Source organism: Serratia rhizosphaerae, assembly GCF_009817885.1.
GTDB lineage: Bacteria > Pseudomonadota > Gammaproteobacteria > Enterobacterales > Enterobacteriaceae > Serratia_B > Serratia_B rhizosphaerae.
The window spans coordinates 2,275,008-2,296,432 of the sequence record NZ_CP041764.1; the positions used below are offsets into that span (position 1 = coordinate 2,275,008).

Below are 21,425 nucleotides of genomic sequence, written 5' to 3' on the forward strand. Positions count from 1 at the left end.
GCGGCAGCGCATTGATAACGTGACTCCGGCGCGGAATTATTCGTGATCTTCCCACGCCTGCGCGCGGGCGACCGCTTTTTTCCAACCGCTGTAACGGTAGTTACGTTCGGTGGTTTCGATGCTCGGGCGGAATTCTCGCTCGATGACCGCCTTGCTCTTCACCTCATCCAGATCGTTCCAGTAGCCGATAGCCAGACCGGCGAGGAACGCCGCGCCCAGCGCGGTGGATTCGCGCACTTCAGGACGCTCTACGCGCGTGCCCAGAATGTCGGACTGGAACTGCATCAGGAAGTTGTTGGCGACGGCGCCGCCGTCAACGCGCAGCGACTGCAGACGGGTATTGGAATCGGCCTGCATGGCGTCCAGTACGTCGCGGGTCTGGTAGGCGATGGATTCCAGCGTCGCACGGATGATGTGGTTGCTGTTCGCGCCGCGGGTCAGGCCGAAGATGGCGCCGCGTGCATACGGATCCCAGTATGGCGCGCCCAAGCCGGTAAAGGCCGGCACCACGTAGACGCCGTTGCTGTCTTTCACCTTGCTGGCGAAGTATTCGGAGTCGGCCGCATCGCTGATCAGCTTCAGTTCGTCACGCAGCCACTGGATGGACGCGCCGCCGATAAATACCGCGCCTTCCAGCGCGTAGTTCACTTCGCCGCGCGGGCCGCAGGCGATGGTGGTCAACAGGCCGTGGCTGGAGCTGACCGCTTCTTCGCCGGTATTCATCAGCAGGAAACAGCCGGTGCCGTAGGTGTTTTTCGCCATTCCCGGCTGAACGCACAGCTGGCCGAACAGCGCCGCCTGCTGGTCACCGGCGATGCCGGCGATAGGGATACGCGTGCCGCCTTTGCCGCCGATGTTGGTCTGGCCGTAAATTTCGGAAGATGGGCGCACCTTCGGCAGCATGGCGCGTGGGATATCCAGCGCCTGCAGCATACGCTCATCCCAGTCGAGCTGGTGGATGTTGAACATCATGGTGCGCGAGGCGTTGGTGTAATCGGTAACGTGAACCCGCCCCTGCGTCATTTTCCACACCAGCCAGGTGTCTACGGTGCCGAACAGCAGTTCGCCGCGCTTGGCGCGTTCACGGGCGCCCTCGACGTGATCCAGGATCCATTTCACCTTGGTGCCGGAGAAATACGGATCGACCACCAGGCCGGTATTCTGGCGGATGTACTCTTCCATACCGTCGCGCTTGAGCTGCTCGCAAATATCCGCGGTGCGGCGGCACTGCCAGACGATAGCGTTGTAGATAGGCTTACCGGTCTCTTTTTCCCACACGATGGTGGTTTCACGCTGGTTGGTGATGCCAATCCCGGCGATTTGATCGGAGTTGATGTCGGCTTTCGCCAGCACTTCGACCAGCGTGGAGCTCTGGGAAGCCCAAATCTCCATCGGGTCATGCTCTACCCAGCCGGCCTTTGGATAAATTTGTTCAAATTCGCGCTGCGATACCGCAACGATATTGGCATCGTGATCCATGACGACGGCGCGTGAGCTGGTGGTTCCCTGGTCGAGAGCGACAATAAATTTTTTTTCTGTGGTCATGGTTGAGTCCTGCTGTTGTTAACCATTTTAAACTGCGCCAATTACGCTTTACGCTGCGGCGTTTTGGCGGCTGGCTGCTCTTGCTCTTCTTCGACGCAGTCGTCGCAAGGCAAGTGACGGCCAATCAAGGTACGGTAGCCGAATGCGCCCAGGATGGCCCCGAGAATCGGCCCGAAGATCGGTACCAGGAAGTACGGGATTTCACGTGCGCCGGTAAAGGCGACATTACCCCAGCCGGCGATGTAGGCGAACATTTTCGGTCCAAAATCACGCGCCGGGTTCAGGGCGAAGCCGGTCAAGGGTCCCATGGAGGCGCCGATAACGGCAATCAGAATACCGATCAATAACGGCGCCAGCGGACCGCGCGGTACGCCGTTGCCGTCGTCGGTCAGCGCCAGGATCAGGCACATCAGAATGGCGGTGATCACGGTTTCCACCAGGAACGCCTGCGCAACGGAGATATGCGGGTTTGGATAGGTGGAGAAAATCCCGGCCAGATCCAGACTTTCTGCGCTGCCGCGCACCATGTTGTGGGCGGTTTCGTAATCAAAGAACAGATTATAGTACAGGCCGTAGACCAGCGCGGCGGCGCAGAAGGCGCCGGCGACCTGGGCAATGATAAAGGGAACCACGCGGCGGCCGTTGAAGTTGGCGAACAGCCATAGCGCGAGGGTTACGGCCGGGTTGAGGTGGGCGCCGGAGATGCCGGCGGTCAGATAGATCGCCATGGCGACCCCGAAGCCCCAAATAACGCTGATTTCCCATTGGCCGAAGCTGGCGCCGGCCAGTTTTAGTGCGGCAACGCAACCTGCGCCAAAGAAGATCAGTAGGCCGGTGCCGAGAAATTCTGCGATACATTGGCCTTTTAATGTCGGACTGGTGTTTTGGCTCATAATGTTGTTGTCCTGCAGGGTTATAGGTTTTAGGCTCGGCGGATAGCCTGCCGGCCTTAAGGTACAGGTTTTTTTAATCTCATCCTCTTTTAAATTGAGGACGTGATGTAAATTTATCGTTAACGAACATAAACGAGAAATAGCGAAATCAAAATGTGTGTGCTTCGTCATAAAATTGAGCGAATTCGCGTCGTCAGGTGTTCTTTCTGAGCCATCGCGTGACGGATTTGGCCGGTTTTTTGTCTGACAATTGTTAACGCGCGTTTGTCGTTATACGCGCATTTTCAGTTTTGGCTGATGGCGGGGGCAGGAAAATTGCAACAGACTGCGCGTTGAGCCGGTATGTTGCTAGACAGTAAGAGGCGGGCTACTTACAATCGTTTTTATCGAAAGAGCGTTTTATCGAGACAGGCGCGTTTTTAACCAAAGCGCGTGTCACTTGGCGCGATGCATATTCGCAGCGGCTGCAGCCTGTGTTGCGGCCGCTGTTTAATAGATGTACGCCTTGCTATCATGAGGGGACTGAAGAATGTCATTTGAAGTATTTGAAAAACTGGAAGCAAAAGTTCAGCAGGCGATTGATACCATCACTCTGTTGCAGATGGAAATTGAAGAGCTGAAAGAGAAGAACAACACGCTGTCTCAGGAAGTGCAGAATGCTGCCGGCAACCATGAATCACTGGTGCGTGAGAATCAGCAGCTGAAAGAAGAACAGCACGTATGGCAAGATCGCCTGCGCGCGCTGCTGGGCAAAATGGAAGAGGTCTGATTCCGTTTGCCGCAGTAACGAAAAGGGCGCCGACGGCGCCCTTTTTCATGGTAACGGCTTATTCAATATCGAGCGGGTCTTCCGCGAGAATGATGCCGGTATTATCGGCATACAGATGATCGCCGGAGAAGAAGGTGACGCCGCCGAAGTTGACGCGGATATCGCTTTCGCCCACGCCTTCGCTGGTGGCGCCGACCGGGATGGCCGCCATGGCCTGAATGCCGATATCCAGCTCTTCCAGATCGTCCACCTGACGCACCGCGCCGTAAACCACAATGCCTTCCCACTCGTTCTGGGTCGCCAGACGCGCCAGTTCTGCGTTGATCAGCGCCCGGCGTACCGAACCGCCGCCGTCGACCAGCAGTACGCGGCCGCGGCCGTTTTCTTCAAGCAGGTCAAAAAGCAGGCCATTATCCTCGAAACACTTCACCGTGGTGATCTGTCCGCCAAATGAAGTACGCCCGCCAAAATTAGAGAACAGAGGCTCAACCACGTTGACCTCTTCATGATAGATATCGCAAAGTTCGGAAGTATCGTATTTCATAGGATTTTATGTCTGTTTGCCGCTGGAATAACCAGTATATCCCTTTCTGAGCCCTGTTGGCAAAATCATCAGTTTTTATCTAACTGAGCGCTACGCCGGCGGCAAACAAAATGTTCGCCAGCAGGGCGGCCTTGACCATGTGCTCCAACATCGGTCGCATGCCGGCCGGTGAAGGATCGCGCAGTACGCGCAGCGCATGGCGCCACAGCAGCGGCACCGCCAGCACAAACAGCCAGCCCCACGGACTGCTCAGATTGAACAGGGTGAACAGCGCAAAGCACAGCACCGCGCCAATCAGCAGCAAGGCATGGTAGCGCCGGGCGTTCTTCGGCCCCAGCCGTACCGCCAGGGTATTTTTGCCGTTGTCGCGATCGCTTTCGATATCCCGCAGGTTATTGATGTTCAGCACCGCCGCCGCCAGCAGGCCGCAGGCGGTGGCCGGCAGCATGACGATGCTGTCAAAATGCAGCGTCTGCAGGTAATAGGTGCCGGCCACGCTCAGCCAGCCGAAGAACGCCAGCACCGAGATATCCCCCAGCCCCAGATAGCCGTAAGGCTTGTTGCCGACGGTATAGGTAATGGCGGCGACAATCGCCAGCGCGCCGAGCGCCAGGAAACCGGCCACATCGCGCGGCGTCTCACAGGCCAGCGCAATCAGCGAACAGCCGGCGATAGCGATCAGCACCACGGTGACGATCAGCGCGCGTTTCATCTGCGCCTGGGTAATCAGGCCTTTTTGCATACCGCGCAGCGGCCCGATGCGGTCTTCTTTATCGCTGCCTTTGACGGCATCGCCGTAATCATTGGCCAGGTTGGAGAGGATCTGCAGCAGTCCGGCGGTCAACAACGCCAGCAGCGCGACGCCGGGCTTCAGGCTGCCTTGCCAGGCGGCAATGGCGGAACCGACAACGATGGAGGCGAAAGCCAGCGGCAGGGTGCGCGGACGTAAACTTTCCAGCCAGGCTCTGACTGGGGGAGTGGAAGTAGATGAGCTCATTTTTCGCTTCAGCAAGTCAAGTGGCTGTGTCCGCAGATAAAAAAATGGGAGGCAATGCCTCCCATTTTAATGACTGACAGGACAGTGATAGAGCGATTATAGGATAAAACGGCTCAAATCTTCATCCGCAACCAGCTCATCCAGGTGATTGCGCACGTATTCCGCATCAATTGTAATGGATTGACCATTAATCTCGCTCGCGTCGTAGGAAATTTCTTCCATCAGACGCTCCAACACGGTGTGCAGACGACGTGCGCCGATGTTCTCGGTGCTTTCGTTTACCTGCCATGCGGCTTCGGCGATACGGCTGATGCCGTCGGCGGTGAAGTCGATGGTAACGCCTTCGGTGGCCATCAGCGCCTTGTACTGCTCGGTCAGCGACGCGTTCGGTTCGGTCAGAATGCGCTCGAAGTCTTCGGTTGTCAGCGCCTGCAGTTCAACGCGGATCGGCAGACGACCCTGCAGTTCCGGGATCAGATCGGACGGGCTGGCAACCTGGAAAGCGCCGGAGGCGATAAACAGGATATGGTCGGTTTTCACCATGCCGTGCTTGGTCGAGATGGTGCTGCCTTCTACCAGCGGCAGCAGGTCACGCTGCACGCCTTCGCGGGAGACATCCGGGCCGGAGGAGTCGCCGCGCTTACAGATTTTATCGATCTCATCGATAAACACGATACCGTGCTGCTCAACGGCTTCAATCGCCTGCTCTTTTAGCTCTTCCGGGTTAACCAGCTTGGCTGCTTCTTCTTCCACCAGCAGTTTTAAGGCTTCTTTGATCTTCAGCTTGCGTGGTTTCTGTTTCTGGCCGCCGAGGTTCTGGAACATCGACTGCAGCTGGTTGGTCATCTCTTCCATACCCGGAGGCGCCATGATTTCGACGCCCATCGGCGCGGCGGCCAGGTCGATTTCAATCTCTTTATCGTCCAACTGGCCTTCGCGTAGTTTTTTACGGAACGACTGGCGCGCGGCAGACGGCTCCTGTTGCTCTTCAGCCTGGCCCCAGTTGTTCTTGGCCGGCGGGATCAGCACGTCAAGGATGCGCTCTTCCGCCATCTCTTCGGCGCGGGTGCGGTTTTTCTCGATTGACTGCAGACGCACCATTTTCACTGCGGCGTCGGTCAGGTCGCGGATAATGGAATCCACTTCTTTGCCGACGTAGCCCACTTCGGTGAATTTGGTGGCTTCGACTTTAATAAACGGCGCGTTGGCCAGTTTTGCCAGACGACGGGCGATTTCGGTTTTGCCGACGCCGGTCGGGCCGATCATCAAAATATTTTTCGGGGTCACTTCGTGACGCAGCATCTCGTTGAGCTGCATACGGCGCCAGCGGTTACGCAAGGCGATGGCAACGGCGCGTTTGGCTTTGCTTTGGCCGATGATATAACCGTCCAGTTCGCTGACGATCTCGCGCGGAGTCATTTCAGACATAGTATTCGATCCTTACGCTTTGGAAGGCAGTTCTTCAATAGTGAGATTGTGGTTGGTGTAAATACAGATGTCGCCGGCAATGCCGAGAGACTTCTCGACGATTTCACGGGCGCCCAATTCGGTATTTTCCAACAATGCGCGCGCGGCTGACTGGGCGTACGGGCCGCCAGAGCCGATCGCGATCAAATCATTTTCAGGCTGAACTACATCACCATTCCCGGTGATGATCAGCGAGGCGTTTTCATCGGCCACGGCCAGCAACGCTTCCAGCTTGCGCAGCATGCGGTCGGTACGCCAGTCTTTCGCCAGTTCGACGGCGGCTTTCACCAGATGACCCTGGTGCATTTCCAGTTTACGTTCGAAAAGTTCAAACAGCGTGAAGGCGTCAGCGGTGCCCCCGGCGAAACCGGCGATAACTTTATCGTTGTACAGGCGACGCACTTTTTTGACGTTGCCTTTCATCACCGTATTTCCCAATGTTGCCTGGCCATCGCCACCGATGACGACTTGGCCGTTGCGGCGTACGCTTACAATTGTTGTCACGAGCAGACCCTCGTTGCAGACTGAAAGAAGTCCCCGCAGCGCCTGCTTGCGCAGGTGCTACGAGGCATATTGAGAGTATAGATGGGGGAGGATTACGGCTTTTCAACCCCTGACGGAGAGGGGAATGCATCCTGACATGCCGATGCCCTTCAGACGGGAAAGGGTTTTGTCGGCGCCGGCGCGGCTGCTGAACGGCCCAAGCACTACGCGGTTCCAGCCGCCGCCGTTGGTGATACGGCTTTCAATCCCTTCAAACGCCAGGCGCGCGCGGACAGACTCGGCCTGATCGGCGGCGCGGAACGAGCCGCACTGCACCATCCAACGCTGTTTCTGCTCCGGCTTGCTTTCCGTCTTCGCTGTCGGCGGTGTTGCCGGTTTAGGCTGCTGCGCCGGCTGGCTGGCGCCGTTGCTGAACGGGTTGCGCGGCTGGCTTGCCGGCTGTTGTTGTTGCGCCTGCTGCTGCTGCTGCTGCTGCTGACGTTGCTGCTGCATTTGCTGCTGCGCGTTGTTGCGCGCCGCCTGGGCTGCATCGTTATACGGTACTTCATTGAGCTGGGTTGGCCGCTGCTGCATATCGGCCTGCATTTGCTCCAGCAACTGGCGCTGTTCCTGCGTCAGCTGGGTTTTGGACTTCACCTCGCCGCCGGCCGTCGGTTCGGTCGGGGTTTGTACGCCGGTCTGGCGGTTTTCCAGCTCTTTAATATAGCGCCAGCGCTCTTCCGGCTTCGGCGGCAGGCCGTTGCCTGGGCGGCTGCTGTGGGCCGGCGACAGCGGTTCGTCGTCCGGTTTGTTGTGGGTAATAAAGTAGAGACCGCCGGCAAAGATCACCAACAAGGCGACCGCAAGCGCTACCACGGTTTTGGACACCTTCGGAGAACTGCTTTTTTTACGGCTGGGGGTTTTGCGCCGCGCTCCAGAGCGCCCGCGGCTTACATAGTCTTTCTGTGCCACTATTCTTCCGCTGTATCTTTATAAGAAATTAAGTTCATCATGTTACTGAACACTAAAATATTTGACTAGCGTTTAGGGGCGGCGGTGCTGCCTCTGACGATCAGTTCGCTGTCCAATAAACGGGAGCCGCTGGCGACGTTTTGCCCGTGCAGCTGCTCCAGTAACAGTAACATGGCTTGCTGACCAATCTGAAAGCGCGGTTGCGCCACCGTGGTTAACGGCGGATCGCAATACTGCGTCATTTTCAGATCGTCAAAACCGACGATCGACAGATCGCCCGGGACGCTCAGGCCCATTTTACGCGCCTGCGACAATACGCCGATCGCCATGATATCGCTGTGGCAGAAGACCGCCGTCGGCGGTTTCGGCAGCGTCATCAAGGTTTTCAGCGCGGCTGCGCCCGCTTCATAAGTGAAATCACCCCGGGTAATATAGCCGCTTTCGACGGTAATGCCATTACGGCGTAGTGCCTGAATGTAACCCTGCAGGCGATATTCGCTGAGCGGCATCTGCTGCGGCCCGGCGACACAGGCGATTTGCGTATGTCCGAGCTGATGCAAATAATGCACGGCTTCGAAGGCGGCGGTCAGGTTGTCGATGTGCACCGTGGGCAGTTCCAGTTCCGGCGCAAACTCATTGGCCATCACCATCGGAGGCAGGTTGCGCTGCTCTTCCTTGCTGGCGTCAAAAGGCAGATTAGAGCCGAGCAGCAGCATGCCGTCGATCTGTTTGGTGATAATCAGATTAACGAAGGTGCGCTCCTGCTGATTTTGCTGCGCGCAGTCGCCGATCAGCACCAGGTAGCCTTGCTGCGCGGCAGTCTGCTCGATCCCTTGAATAATATCGGCAAAGAAGGGATCGCAGATATCCGGGACGATCACCAGGATGGTGCGGGATTCATTGCGTTTAACGTTGCGCGACAGCGCATGCGGAGAGTAACCCACGGCCAGTACGGCCTGTTCCACTTTCTGACGCGTTGGCGCTGAGACCTTCTCCGGATTCATCAGCGCACGTGATACGGTTGCCGTTGAAACGCCCGCCATTTCCGCAACGTCTTTCATGGTTGCCATGGATAACTCTTTCTTGTGTTCCAACGCCTTTCTCCTTGCGTCAGCCTTATGCCAACGCGATTACTGCCATACCTCAGGCTATGACGCCGTATCAGGGCGCATCTCCGCGTTGACGCCAGGTCCTGCGGATGTGCAACCCGCCAGCGGAAATCTCCACGGTATTCTAAACAGATTACGTACCGCTTTTGTTACCTAATTTGCATAAAAAATGTGATGAAGCGGGAGTTTTTCGCGTTCGCTCGCAAATTCAAGGGTAAACGTTTGCTTAACGCCAAAGAAATCAGACTTTTCCGTGTTCAGCCGTCGATAGGATCGACGTCCAGCGTCCATTTGACTTTACGGGCCTGCGGCAGGGTGCCGATCAGCGGCAGCGTGTGTTTCATGATCGCCTGCAGGACGCGGCGTGACGGGTGTTGCAGCAGCAGTTGCCAGCGGAAACGTCCCCCGCGTTTGGACTGCAGCGCCGGCACCGGCCCCATCACCCACAGAGAATCGTCTTTCAGCGGGCTGGCTTCCAGCAGGTTGCGCAGCTGCTGCAGGAACATCGGCGCCTGCTGATTATCGTGATCGTCGGCGCGCAGCATGATATGGCTGGTGTAGGGGGGCAGGAAGACGCTGTTGCGCTCGCTCAACGCCTGTTTGGCGAAGGCGTCGTAACCCTGCTGCAGCAGCGTCTGCAGCAGCGGATGCTCCGGATGGTGGGTCTGCAACAGCACCTCTCCCTGTTTGCCGGCGCGGCCGGCGCGGCCGGACACCTGGGTATACAGCTGGGCGAAGCGTTCGGCGGAGCGGAAGTCGGCGGAAAACAGCGCGCCGTCAACGTCCAGCAGCGCCACCAGCGTCACGTCCGGGAAGTGGTGGCCTTTGGCCAGCATTTGCGTGCCGATCAGGATGCGTGCGCCGCCACGGTGAATCTCGTTCAGGTGCTGTTCCAGCGAGCCTTTACGGCTGGTGGTGTCGCGATCGATGCGGGTAATCGGCGTGTCCGGGAACAGCGGCGCCAGCTCGTTTTCCAACTGTTCGGTACCGACGCCGACCGATACCAGATGGGTGGAGCCGCATTGCGGGCACTGGTGCGGCACCGGACGTTGGCTGTCGCAGTGGTGGCAGCGCAGCTGGCGGTAATTTTGGTGCAGAGTGTAGTAGCGATCGCAACGCTGACATTCGGCGATCCAGCCGCATTCGTGGCAGAGCAGCGCCGGCGCATAGCCGCGGCGATTGAGGAACAGCATCACCTGATTATCGTTTTTCAGGTGGTGGCGCATGCTGTTTAGCAGCGGCTGCGACAGGCCGACCTTCAGCGGCAGGCCTTTCAGATCGATCAGATGCTGGGCGGCCGGTTTGGCGTTGCCGGCGCGCTGCGTCAGTTTTAACTGCCGGTATTTGCCCAGCTGTACGTTATGCAGCGTCTCCAGAGCCGGCGTGGCCGAGCCCATCACCATCGGAATATTTTCCGCATGGGCGCGGAACACCGCCAGATCGCGCGCGTGGTAGCGCCAGCCTTCCTGCTGCTTATACGAGCTGTCGTGTTCTTCATCGATAATGATGACGCCCAGGCGGGCGAACGGGGTAAACAGCGCAGAGCGGGTACCGATGACAATCGCCGCTTCGCCGCTGCGGGCGCGCAGCCAGACGGCCAGACGCTCGCTGTCGTTCAGGCCGGAGTGCAGGACATCCACCGGCGCGTTGAAACGCTCGCGAAAGCGGGCGATGGTCTGCGGCGTCAGGCCGATTTCCGGCACCAGCACCAGCGCCTGTTTGCCTTTCGCCAGAATATTTTCCAGTACGCTGAGATAGACCTCGGTCTTGCCGGAGCCGGTGATCCCGGCCAGCAGCCAGGCGGCGAACTGTTCATCCTCACTGCGGATGGCGCCGACGGCGGTGGCCTGTTCGGTATTGAGCCGCAGCCGTTCGCCCTGCACGCTGAAGCCGGGCCGCCAGTCCTGCAGCGCTGCGGTCTGCGCGCGCAGGTCGGCCAGGCCTTTGGCACGCAGCGCCTGTAGCGCATTGTCGGTCAGATCGAGTTCGCTGACCTGGTGACGATACACCGGGCGCTGCAGCAGGGCGGCGAGCGCCTGCTGCTGTTTGGGCGCACGTTTCAGGCTTTCCGGCGGCGTGGCGCGGCCCGTTTCGGTCGCGAACCACTGCCACAGCGGCGTAGTTTCCGCCGGTTTACCCTGGCGCAGCAGGGTCGGCAGCGCATGAAACAGCACTTCGCCGAGCGGATAGTGATAATAGTCGCTGGCCCAGCGCAGGATGCGCCACATGCCGGCGGGAAACAGCGAATCACCGTCGATAATGCTGTCTATCGGTTTGAGTTTTTCCAGCGGCAGTTCGCTGCTTTCGCTACATCCGGTGACGATGCCGATGGCGCGCTGCTTTCCCCAGGGTACGCAAACGCGCGCGCCGACCACCGGCTGCAGCCCCTGGGGCAGCAGGTAATCAAAAGTGCGGGTCAGCGGAACCGGTAGAGCAACGTGAACAACGGGCATAGGGTCCATCCAAATGAGAAAGAGGGGGCTAGTTTACACGGCAGGCGGCCAAATGTACGGATCCGATTGCGTGGTGTATTTTATTCTGTATAATTTGCCGCCTTTGGTATAATTCGATACCAATAAATTATCATCAACCACGTGTGGTGTCTGGCGAAACAGGGCTGGATAGCGACACGGCCTTAACTGAGGTTTCCCCATGAAAGAAGGTATCCACCCTAAATACGATTTCGTTACTGCAAGCTGCTCTTGCGGTAATGTCATGAAGATCCGCTCCACCGTGGGCCACGATCTGAACCTGGACGTTTGTGGCGCATGCCACCCGTTCTACACTGGCAAGCAGCGTGACGTTGCTACCGGTGGCCGCGTTGACCGCTTCAACAAGCGCTTCAGCGTACCAGGCGTTAAGAAATAAGATTTCTTATCGACCGATAAAAAAGGCGCCTGCGGCGCCTTTTTTGTTTCTGTCACCGGCGTCCGCCGATGGCATCAATATTCCCAGGTATCGGGATCGACGCCCAGCTCACGCATCAGCACCTTCGCGGCTTCCGGGATTTCATCGCTGCGCTCTTTGCGCAGGTCTTCATCATTCGGCAGCGGCTGGCCGGTAAAAGCGTGCAGGAACGCTTCACACAGTAATTCACTGTTGGTGGCGTGACGCAGGTTATTGACCTGGCGACGGGTGCGTTCATCGGTGAGGATTTTCAGGACCTTCAACGGAATCGACACCGTGATTTTTTTTACTTGTTCGCTTTTTTTACCGTGTTCAGCGTAAGGGCTGACATACTCGCCGTTCCACTCAGCCATGGGACACCTTAAAATTGTCAGAAAGATTACAATATTCTAAAAACCGGCCAATTATGCCCGATTTTCACTGTTCTCACTAAATAAATGTCAATATTACGCGACCAGAGTCACTGATGGATGCGGCGTGAGCGTGATGGGCTATGCTTATCGCGCCAGCCTCTTACCCGACCAAACTGACATAATGTTAGCGGGTATTATGCCTTTGCTTAATCTATACGCAAAGAAGTTTAGATGTCCAGATGTATTGACGTCTATTCGTCATGCGATTAATCTTTAGGCCTCATTCATCCGCCTTTGAGAGCCGAGCGACTCCTATGACGCGTAAACCAGCCACGATTGCCGTGCGTAGCGGCCTGAACGATGACGAGCAGTACGGCTGCGTCGTCCCGCCCATTCATCTTTCCAGCACCTACAACTTCACCGACTTCAACCAGCCGCGTGCGCATGACTATTCCCGCCGCGGCAACCCGACGCGTGATGTGGTACAGCGCGCGCTGGCGGAACTGGAAGGCGGCGCCGGCGCGGTGATGACCGGCAGCGGCATGTCGGCGATCCATCTGGTGACCACCGTGCTGCTGCAGCCCGGCGACCTGCTGGTGGCGCCGCATGACTGCTACGGCGGCAGCTACCGGTTGTTCGACAGCCTGAGCAAGCGCGGCGCCTACCGGGTGCTGTTTGTCGATCAGGGCGATGAAGCGGCGCTGCAGCAGGCGCTGGCGCAGAAGCCGAAGCTGGTGCTGATCGAAACGCCGAGCAATCCGCTGCTGCGCGTGGTGGATATTGCCGCCATCTGCGACGCGGCGCATGCGGCCGGCGCGCTGACGGTGGTGGACAACACCTTCCTGAGCCCGGCATTGCAGCAGCCTATCGCCCTGGGGGCGGATCTGGTGGTGCACTCCTGCACCAAATACCTCAACGGCCACTCGGACGTTGTTGCCGGCGCGGTGATCGCCAAAGACGCCGACCTGGCGGTGGAGCTGGCATGGTGGGCGAACAATATCGGCGTCACCGGCGGCGCATTCGACAGCTACCTGCTGCTGCGCGGTATGCGCACGCTGGCGCCGCGTATCAGGGCGGCACAGGAGAATGCCACCGCCATTATTCGTTATTTACAGCAGCAACCCTTGGTGAAAAAGCTGTATCATCCTTCCCTGCCGGAAAACCCGGGTCATGATATTGCGCGCCGGCAGCAACGCGGCTTTGGCGCGATGCTCAGTTTTGAGCTGGATGGCGATGAGGCGGCGCTGCGTCGTTTCCTGTCGGCGCTGCGTTTGTTTACGCTGGCGGAATCGCTGGGCGGGGTGGAGAGCCTGATCTCGCATACGGCGACCATGACCCACGCCGGCATGGCGGCGGAGGCGCGGGCGGCTGCGGGGATTTCCGACAGCCTGCTGCGTATTTCCGTGGGTATTGAAGACAGTGACGATTTGATTGCCGATCTGGAACACGCCTTCCAGGCGGCGGCAACGAGGTAAGCATGAATGCAATTGCGGTAGCAGGACCGGTCAGCGGACGTCAACTGCACAAATTCGGCGGCAGCAGCCTGGCCGATGTGAAATGTTATTTGCGGGTGGCCGGGATTATGGCGGAGTACAGCCAACCGGGCGATCTGATGGTGGTCTCTGCGGCGGGCAGCACCACCAACCAACTGATTAGCTGGCTGAAGCTCAGCCAGAGCGATCGCCTTTCTGCACATCAGGTACAGCAAACGCTGCGCCGTTATCACAGCGAGCTGATCGGCGGTTTGCTGCCGCCTACGGCTGCTGACCCGCTGATTGCCGAGTTTACGCGCGATCTGGAGCGGCTGGCGGTATTGCTGGACGGTCAGGTTGATGACGTTACCTATGCCGAAGTGGTCGGCCACGGCGAGGTGTGGTCGGCGCGCCTGATGGCTGCAGTGCTTAATCAGCAGGATATTCAGGCGGCCTGGCTGGACGCGCGCGATTTCCTGCGCGCCGAGCGCGCCGCACAGCCGCAGGTGGATGAAGGCCGATCTTATCCGCTGTTGCAGCAGCTGATGGCGCAGCATCCGGGCAAACGGCTGGTGGTGACCGGCTTTATTTCGCGCAACGACGCGGGTGAAACCGTGCTGCTTGGGCGTAACGGCAGTGACTATTCGGCCACGCAGATCGGCGCCTTGGCCGGCGCGGAGCGCGTGACCATCTGGAGCGACGTCGCCGGGGTGTACAGCGCCGATCCGCGCAAGGTGAAAGACGCCTGCCTGCTGCCGCTGCTGCGGCTGGACGAAGCCAGCGAGCTGGCGCGCCTGGCGGCGCCGGTGCTGCATACCCGCACCCTGCAGCCGGTTTCCGGCAGCGATATCGATCTGCAACTGCGCTGCAGCTATCAGCCTGAGCAGGGGTCGACCCGGATTGAGCGGGTGCTGGCTTCCGGCACCGGCGCGAAGATTGTCACCAGCCATGATGACGTCTGTCTGGTTGAGCTGACGGTAGCGCCGCAGCATGATTTCAAGCTGGCGCAAAAAGAACTGGAATTGGTGCTGAAGCGCGCGCAGGTCAAGCCGCTGTCTACCGGCCTGCACCCGGATCGCAACCTGATTCAGCTGTGTTACACCTCGGAGGTGGCCGACAGCGCGCTGCGCATGCTGCAGGACGCCGGTCTGCCGGGAGATGTACAGTTGCGACAGGGGCTGGCGCTGGTGGCGCTGGTCGGCGCCGGCGTGTGCAAGAATCCGTTGCACAGCCATCGTTTCTATCAGCAGCTGAAGGACCAGCCGGTCGAGTTTATCTGGCAGGCGGAAGACGGCATCAGCCTGGTGGCGGTACTGCGTCAGGGGCCGACCGCGTCGCTGATCCAGGGGCTGCACCAAAGTCTGTTCCGGGCGGAAAAGCGCATTGGTCTGGTGCTGTTCGGCAAAGGCAATATCGGCTCCCGCTGGCTGGAGCTGTTCGCCCGCGAGCAGAAGAACCTGTCCGCCCGCAGCGGTTTCGAGTTCACGTTGGCCGGAGTGGTGGACAGCCGCCGCAGCCTGCTGAATTACGACGGCCTCGATGCCAGCCGGGCGCTGGCCTTCTTTGAAGAAGAGGCGCAGGAGCTGGATGAAGAATCGCTGTTCCTGTGGATGCGCGCGCATCCGTTCGACGATCTGGTGGTGCTGGACGTGACCGCCAGCGAAGATCTGGCGCAGCAGTATCTGGATTTCGCCAGCTACGGTTTCCACGTGATCAGCGCCAATAAACTGGCGGGCGCCTCCTGCGGCAGTAATTACCGCCAGATTCGCGACGCCTTCGCCAAAACCGGCCGTCACTGGCTGTACAATGCCACCGTCGGCGCCGGCCTGCCGGTCAACCATGCGGTGCGCGATCTGCGTGACAGCGGCGACGGTATTCTGGCGATCAGCGGTATCTTCTCCGGCACGTTGTCGTGGCTGTTCCTGCAGTTTGACGGCACCGTTCCCTTCACCGAGCTGGTGGATCAGGCGTGGCAGCAGGGGCTGACCGAACCGGACCCGCGCGTTGATCTATCCGGACAGGACGTGATGCGCAAGCTGGTGATTCTGGCGCGTGAAGCCGGCTACGATCTCGAACCGAATCAGGTACGGGTGGAGTCGCTGGTGCCGAGCGGCACTGAGCAAGACTCGGTCGATCAGTTCTTCGAGAACGGCGAGGCGCTGAATCAGCAGATGCTGCAGCGCTTTGAGGCCGCCAGCGAGATGGGACTGGTGCTGCGTCACGTGGCGCGTTTCGATGCCAACGGTAAGGCGCGCGTCGGCGTGGAGGCCGTGCGTCCGGAGCATCCGCTGGCCGCGCTGCTGCCGTGCGATAACGTCTTTGCGATTGAAAGCCGCTGGTACCGCGATAATCCGCTGGTGATTCGCGGGCCGGGCGCAGGGCGCGATGTGACCGCCGGTGCGATCCAGTCCGATCTCAACCGGCTGGCGCAGCTGCTGTAATTTTTTCAGGTTACTGAATGCCGACGGGGCGCTGCTTGCAGCGCCCCGTTTGTTTTTTTAGCCGCGGCTAACATGAAATTCTCGCCGGTGGCGATGAGGATTAATCATCGTATTACCCTCACTTTTCTGTTGACTCTTTCACCAACATCCGGCATTTTCAATCTAGACGTCTAAACGTATAGACGCTTATTAAAATGAGATAACACCGCGATCGACAAGAGGCAGACAGGTATGAGTTTTTTTCACGCAAACCAGCGGGAAGCGCTGAACCAGAGCCTGGCCGAATTAAACGGTCAGATTAACGTATCGTTTGAGTTCTTTCCGCCGCGCACCAGCGAAATGGAAGAGACTCTGTGGCAGTCGATCGATCGTCTGAGCAGCCTGAAACCTCAATTCGTCTCGGTCACCTACGGCGCCAATTCTGGCGAACGCGATCGCACCCACGGCATCATCAAGGGGATTAAGGACCGCACCGGCCTCGATGCCGCACCACACCTGACCTGTATTGACGCCTCACGTGAACAGCTGAGCGCGATCGCCAGCGATTACTGGAACAACGGTATCCGTCATATCGTGGCGCTGCGCGGCGATCTGCCGCCGGGCAGCGGCAAGCCGGAGATGTACGCAACCGATCTGGTGGCGCTGCTGAAGGATGTCGGCGATTTCGATATTTCGGTGGCGGCTTATCCGGAAGTGCACCCGGAGGCGAAAAGCGCGCAGGCCGACCTGATCAACCTGAAGCGTAAGATTGACGCCGGCGCCAACCGTGCGATTACCCAATTCTTCTTTGACGTGGAAAGTTACCTGCGTTTTCGCGACCGCTGCGTCGCCACCGGCATTGACGTTGAAATCGTGCCGGGCATCCTGCCGGTGTCCAACTTCAAGCAGCTGCAGCGCTTCGCCACCATGACCAACGTGCGGGTGCCGAGCTGGATGACCAGCATGTTCGCCGGGTTGGATGACGATCCGGAAACGCGCAAGATGGTGGGGGCCAATATTGCGATGGATATGGTGAAAATCCTCAGCCGCGAAGGAGTAAAAGATTTCCACTTCTATACCCTGAACCGCGCCGAGATGAGCTATGCGATTTGCCATACGCTGGGCGTGCGGCCAATAGCGGCGGCCTGATAGATAGATGAACGATGCAAAAAAGCGCTGTATAAACAGCGCTTTTTTTATCTCGGAAGGAAAGACGAGGAAAGGAGGTGCCATCGCACCTCCTGCTTGCCAACTTAGCCGGTATTGCGCATCCCGGCGGCGACGCCGGCGATGGTGACCATTAATGCCTGCTCGACGCGTGCGTCTTGCTGGCCGTTTTCCTCTTGCTGACGTGAGCGGTGCAGCAGCTCCGCCTGCAGAACGTTCAGCGGATCGGTATAGACGTTGCGCAGTGCGATGGATTCGGCGATCCACGGCAGGTCTTCCATCAGGTTGTCATCGTTGGCGATGGCCAATACCACTTTGATGTCGCTTTCCAACTGCTCACGCAGCTGTTTGCCCAGCGGCCACAGTGACTCATCCACCAGGCGCTGATCGTAGTATTCCGCCAGCCACAGGTCGGCCTTGGCGAACACCATTTCCAGCATGGCGATGCGGGTGGAGAAGAACGGCCAGTCGCGGCACATCGTTGCCAGCTGCTCCTGCTTGCCGGCCTTCACCGCTTCCTGCAGACCGGCGCCGGCGCCCAGCCAGGCTGGCAGCATCAGGCGGTTCTGCGTCCAGGCGAAGATCCACGGAATGGCGCGCAGGCTTTCCACGCCGCCGTTCGGCCGGCGTTTGGCCGGGCGCGAGCCCAGCGGCAGTTTACCCAGCTCCAGTTCCGGCGTGGCAGCGCGGAAGTAGGGCACAAACTCCGGGTTTTCGCGCACGTAGCCGCGATACATCTGGCATGAAGTGTCGGATAGCTCGTCCATCAGGGTGCGCCACTCTTTCTTCGGTTCCGGCGGCGGCAGCAGGTTGGCTTCCAGAATGGCGCCGGTATACAGCGCCAGGCTGCTGATGGTGACTTCCGGCAGGCCGAACTTGAAGCGGATCATCTCCCCCTGTTCGGTGACGCGCAGCCCGCCTTTCAGGCTGCCGGGCGGCTGTGACAGCAGCGCCGCATGGGCCGGCGCGCCACCGCGGCCGATTGAGCCGCCGCGGCCGTGGAACAGCGTCAGCGCGACGCCGGCTTTTTCGCAGGTTTTGATCAGCGCATCCTGCGCACGGTACTGCGCCCAGGAGGCGGCCATCACGCCGGCGTCTTTCGCCGAATCGGAATAGCCAATCATCACCATTTGCTTGCCCTGGATAAAGCCGCGGTACCAGTCGATATTCAGCAACTGGGTCATCACGTCGTCGGCGTTGTTCAGATCGTCCAGGGTTTCGAACAGCGGCGCCACCGGCAGAGCGAACGGGCAGCCGGCCTCTTTGAGCAGCAGGTGCACCGCCAGCACGTCAGACGGCGTACGCGCCATGGAGATCACATAGGCGGCGATGGATCCCTGCGGCGCTTCGGCGATCACCCGGCAGGTTTCCAGCACTTCCTGCGTATTTTCACTCGGTTGCCACTGCAGCGGCACCAGCGGACGCTTGGAGTTCAGCTCGCGGATCAGGAACGCCTGTTTATCCGCTTCTGACCAGCTCTCATAATCGCCCAGGCCCAGATAGCGCGTCAGTTCGGCGATGGCTTCGGTGTGGCGGGTGCTCTCCTGACGTACGTCGATGCGCACCAGCGGCACGCCGAAGCAGCGCACGCGGCGCAGGGTATCGAGCAGCTGGCCGTTGGCGATGATGCCCATGCCGCAGGCGACCAACGACTGATAGCAGGCGAACAGCGGTTCCCACAGCTGCTCGTTACTTACCAGCAGGTCGTGTGGCTTCAGCATGCGTTCGCCTTTCAGGCGGCCTTCCAGATAGGTCTGCGAACCGATCAACTGGCTGCGCAGGCGCTTCATGATCTCACGGTATGGCTCCTGCACCGACTCGCCGCCGGCCAGCTCGCGCAGTTCCGGCGTACATTCGGTCATCGACAGTTCCGAGACCAGCACCTGAATATCGCGGGTGAACAGGTCGCAGGCTTTCCAGCGGCTCAACAGCAGCACGTGGCGGGTGATTTCTGCGGTGACGTTCGGGTTGCCGTCACGGTCGCCGCCCATCCAGGAGGTAAAGCGTACCGGTACGGCCTCCACCGGCAGACGGTAGTCGATGGCGTTTTCCAGCTGTTCGTTAAATTCGCGCAGGAAGGCCGGCACGCCTTCCCACAGGCTGTTCTCCACCACCGCAAAACCCCACTTGGCTTCATCGATCGGCGAAGGGCGGTTTTTACGGATTTCATCGGTGTGCCATGACTGCGCCACCAGCTGACGCAGACGGCGCATGATTTTGTTGCGCTCGTAGTCGGCCAGATCGTTGTGGTCCAGCTGGCTGAGGCAGGTATTCACTTCGACCAGTTTGTGGATCAGGGTGCGGCGGGTGATTTCCGTCGGGTGGGCGGTGAGCACCAGCTCGATGGAGAGTTGATCCACGGCATCGCACAGCTCTTTGTTACTGAGTTTTTTGCCTTTCAGGCGGCTGAACAGCTGCGCCATTGCTTCCGGATTGCTGGCGGCCTCGCCGTGCGGCGAAATGCTGTGATACTGCTCGGCCACGTTGGTTAAATTGAGGAATTGGCTGAAAGCGCGCGCTACGGGCAGCAGCTCATCGTTGGACAGGTTTTGCAGCGTAGTGAGCAGTTCCTGACGATGCGCCTCATTGCCTGCGCGTGAAGATTTGGAAAGTTTACGGATGGTTTCAACACGATCGAGAATATGCTCGCCCAGCGCTTCTTTAATGGTTTCGCCGAGCAATTTGCCGAGCATACTGACATTACTTCGCATTGCCGAATATTGTTCGTTCATATAACCCCTGACCCAATCTGTACGTATTTGCATACCTTTCATGTGCGGGATGTATCTGTTTTGGCTGTTGTCCCTGATGCCTGGATACCACCCCGGGTGCATTTAGGTATCTGTTGTAAGTAAATTTCACGTGTCAGGCAAAGGAAGCCTGTTTTATCGCACCACGTGTCTGTCCAATGGTTAATTGACACTATTTTCAGCAAAAAAACATCAAAATCATCGTTTTTTCTGAAATTTAATTACAGCCTGCGGCTTATCAGTCTGGCTAATTACGCACGGGCTTACGCCTTTCAGCAAGGGGCATGATAGGTCATTGCCCCTATGATTTCGTTGGTTTATTGATGGCAGAAGTGATCGACCAGCTGGCCGATCAGCGTGCGGGTTGGTTCAATAAAGGCGGTATCAATGTATTCATCCGGCTGGTGCGCCTGGTTGATGGAGCCGGGGCCCAGCACCAGCGTCGGGCACACTTCCTGGACGAACGGCGCTTCGGTGCAGTAGTTAACCACCTCAGTGCGTGAGCCCAGCAGCTGCTCGATCACTGCCACCAGATGGTGATCGGTCGGGCACTCGTAGCCGGGGATCGGCGGATGCAGTTCATCAATGCTCAGCCGGCCCGGCCAGCGTTCGCTGACCGGCGCCAGCGCGCTGTGCATCAGCTCATTAATATTCTCCAGCGTCATGCCCGGCAGCGGACGGATATCCAGATGCAGTTCACAACAGGCGCAAATACGGTTTGCCGCATCGCCGCCATGAATATGCCCGAAGTTCATCGTCGGATACGGCACGGCAAACGCCGGATTGTTATAGCGTTCCTGCAGGGTGTTACGCAGTTCCATCAGATGGCCGATCGATTCATGCATCAGATCGATGGCGTTAACACCGCGCGCCGGATCGCTCGAGTGGCCGGACTGGCCGGTGATGCGGATGGCGTTGGAGAGGTGGCCTTTATGCGCGCGCACCGGGCGTAACGACGTCGGTTCGCCGATGATGGCGAAATCCGGGCGGATGGCGGTTGAGGCGGCAAAATAGCGTGCGCCGGCCATCGTCGTTTCTTCATCCGCCGTGGCCAGGATATACAGCGGCTTGGTCAGTTTGCTGGCGTCGATATCGCGCACCGCATCCAGAATAAATGCAAAGAAACCTTTCATATCCGCCGTGCCGAGACCGTACAGCTTATTGTCATGTTCGGTCAGAGTGAACGGATCGCGCGTCCAGCGTCCTTCATCATAAGGTACGGTGTCGGTGTGGCCGGCAAGCAGCAGGCCGCCGCTGCCTTCACCGATGCTGGCCAGCAGGTTGAATTTGTTGCGGGTGTCCGGCACCGGTTGTACGTCGACGCGGAAGCCTAAATCGCTAAACCAGCCGGCCAGAAAATTGATTAACGCTTCATTACTCTGATCGAGAGCGCCATCGGTGGCGCTGATCGACGGGGTGGCGATCAGCGCCCGGTACAGCTCAATAAATGGAGGTAATTTCATCTTCACTGTTGACAGCCTTTGGTTAGGGTAGTATCAATATTCATGCATTTATTTTGAATAAAAATACAGTAAACTAAAGCGTAACGGAACCCGAGGACCGGATGTTTATAAAAA

17 protein-coding genes are annotated in these 21,425 nt (G+C 58.7%); 5 read left to right on the forward strand and 12 right to left on the reverse strand.

Translation table 11 applies throughout. The annotated features are described in order from the left end of the window. Positions 1-36: 36 nt before the first annotated feature. On the reverse strand, positions 37-1,545 hold the full coding sequence (gene glpK, locus FO014_RS10585) for a glycerol kinase GlpK (RefSeq protein WP_105233053.1): 1,509 nt from the start codon (positions 1,543-1,545) through the stop codon (positions 37-39). Between the two features lie 41 nt (positions 1,546-1,586). Beyond that, entirely contained in the window at positions 1,587-2,438 is an 852-nt protein-coding gene (locus tag FO014_RS10590) for an MIP/aquaporin family protein (RefSeq protein WP_160029479.1), read from the reverse strand. 529 nt (positions 2,439-2,967) lie between these two features. Between FO014_RS10590 and zapB the strand changes: the two genes are divergently transcribed. Continuing rightward, positions 2,968-3,207 (forward strand): septal ring assembly protein ZapB, encoded by a 240-nt coding sequence (gene zapB, locus FO014_RS10595; RefSeq protein ID WP_015962322.1) that lies wholly within the window; start codon positions 2,968-2,970, stop codon positions 3,205-3,207. Between the two features lie 58 nt (positions 3,208-3,265). On the opposite strand, the gene rraA is transcribed toward zapB, so the two are convergent. The 7 genes from rraA to priA form a co-directional block, all read right to left on the reverse strand. Then, positions 3,266-3,751, reverse strand: a complete 486-nt coding sequence (rraA, locus tag FO014_RS10600) for a ribonuclease E activity regulator RraA (RefSeq protein WP_015962321.1) — start codon at positions 3,749-3,751, stop codon at positions 3,266-3,268. A 79-nt stretch (positions 3,752-3,830) separates the two neighbouring features. Beyond that, complete coding sequence (locus FO014_RS10605; RefSeq protein WP_160029481.1) at positions 3,831-4,748, reverse strand: 1,4-dihydroxy-2-naphthoate polyprenyltransferase; 918 nt, start codon at positions 4,746-4,748, stop codon at positions 3,831-3,833. 96 nt (positions 4,749-4,844) lie between these two features. Further along, positions 4,845-6,176 (reverse strand): ATP-dependent protease ATPase subunit HslU, encoded by a 1,332-nt coding sequence (gene hslU, locus FO014_RS10610; protein ID WP_160029483.1) that lies wholly within the window; start codon positions 6,174-6,176, stop codon positions 4,845-4,847. A gap of 12 nt (positions 6,177-6,188) precedes the next feature. Beyond that, positions 6,189-6,719: an ATP-dependent protease subunit HslV gene (gene hslV, locus FO014_RS10615; RefSeq protein ID WP_015962318.1), complete on the reverse strand. Its 531-nt coding sequence runs from the start codon at positions 6,717-6,719 to the stop codon at positions 6,189-6,191. Between the two features lie 102 nt (positions 6,720-6,821). Then, positions 6,822-7,670, reverse strand: a complete 849-nt coding sequence (gene ftsN / locus FO014_RS10620) for a cell division protein FtsN (RefSeq protein WP_160029485.1) — start codon at positions 7,668-7,670, stop codon at positions 6,822-6,824. Positions 7,671-7,735: 65 nt separating this feature from the next. Continuing rightward, complete coding sequence (gene cytR / locus FO014_RS10625) at positions 7,736-8,764, reverse strand: DNA-binding transcriptional regulator CytR (RefSeq protein ID WP_160029487.1); 1,029 nt, start codon at positions 8,762-8,764, stop codon at positions 7,736-7,738. 272 nt (positions 8,765-9,036) lie between these two features. Next, complete coding sequence (priA, locus tag FO014_RS10630) at positions 9,037-11,232, reverse strand: primosomal protein N' (protein WP_160029489.1); 2,196 nt, start codon at positions 11,230-11,232, stop codon at positions 9,037-9,039. A gap of 199 nt (positions 11,233-11,431) precedes the next feature. On the opposite strand from priA, the gene rpmE reads away from it, so the two are divergent. Then, on the forward strand, positions 11,432-11,647 hold the full coding sequence (rpmE, locus tag FO014_RS10635) for a 50S ribosomal protein L31 (protein WP_015962314.1): 216 nt from the start codon (positions 11,432-11,434) through the stop codon (positions 11,645-11,647). 74 nt (positions 11,648-11,721) lie between these two features. On the opposite strand, the gene metJ is transcribed toward rpmE, so the two are convergent. Then, complete coding sequence (metJ, locus tag FO014_RS10640) at positions 11,722-12,039, reverse strand: met regulon transcriptional regulator MetJ (protein ID WP_006317756.1); 318 nt, start codon at positions 12,037-12,039, stop codon at positions 11,722-11,724. Positions 12,040-12,353: 314 nt separating this feature from the next. Here metJ and metB point away from each other — a divergent pair, with 314 nt between their 5' ends. From metB to metF, 3 genes are all read left to right on the forward strand, one after another. Further along, a complete protein-coding gene (gene metB / locus FO014_RS10645) occupies positions 12,354-13,514 on the forward strand; it encodes a cystathionine gamma-synthase (protein ID WP_105233045.1) in 1,161 nt (386 codons plus the stop codon). A 2-nt stretch (positions 13,515-13,516) separates the two neighbouring features. After that, positions 13,517-15,952 (forward strand): bifunctional aspartate kinase/homoserine dehydrogenase II, encoded by a 2,436-nt coding sequence (locus tag FO014_RS10650; RefSeq protein ID WP_105233044.1) that lies wholly within the window; start codon positions 13,517-13,519, stop codon positions 15,950-15,952. Between the two features lie 231 nt (positions 15,953-16,183). After that, on the forward strand, positions 16,184-17,080 hold the full coding sequence (metF, locus tag FO014_RS10655) for a methylenetetrahydrofolate reductase (protein WP_160029491.1): 897 nt from the start codon (positions 16,184-16,186) through the stop codon (positions 17,078-17,080). A 104-nt stretch (positions 17,081-17,184) separates the two neighbouring features. On the opposite strand, the gene ppc is transcribed toward metF, so the two are convergent. Both ppc and argE read right to left on the reverse strand, forming a co-directional pair. Further along, positions 17,185-19,830, reverse strand: coding sequence for a phosphoenolpyruvate carboxylase (gene ppc / locus FO014_RS10660; RefSeq protein ID WP_160029493.1), 2,646 nt, complete (start codon positions 19,828-19,830; stop codon positions 17,185-17,187). Between the two features lie 335 nt (positions 19,831-20,165). Beyond that, positions 20,166-21,311 (reverse strand): acetylornithine deacetylase, encoded by a 1,146-nt coding sequence (gene argE / locus FO014_RS10665; protein WP_160029495.1) that lies wholly within the window; start codon positions 21,309-21,311, stop codon positions 20,166-20,168. Positions 21,312-21,425 lie beyond the last annotated feature (114 nt).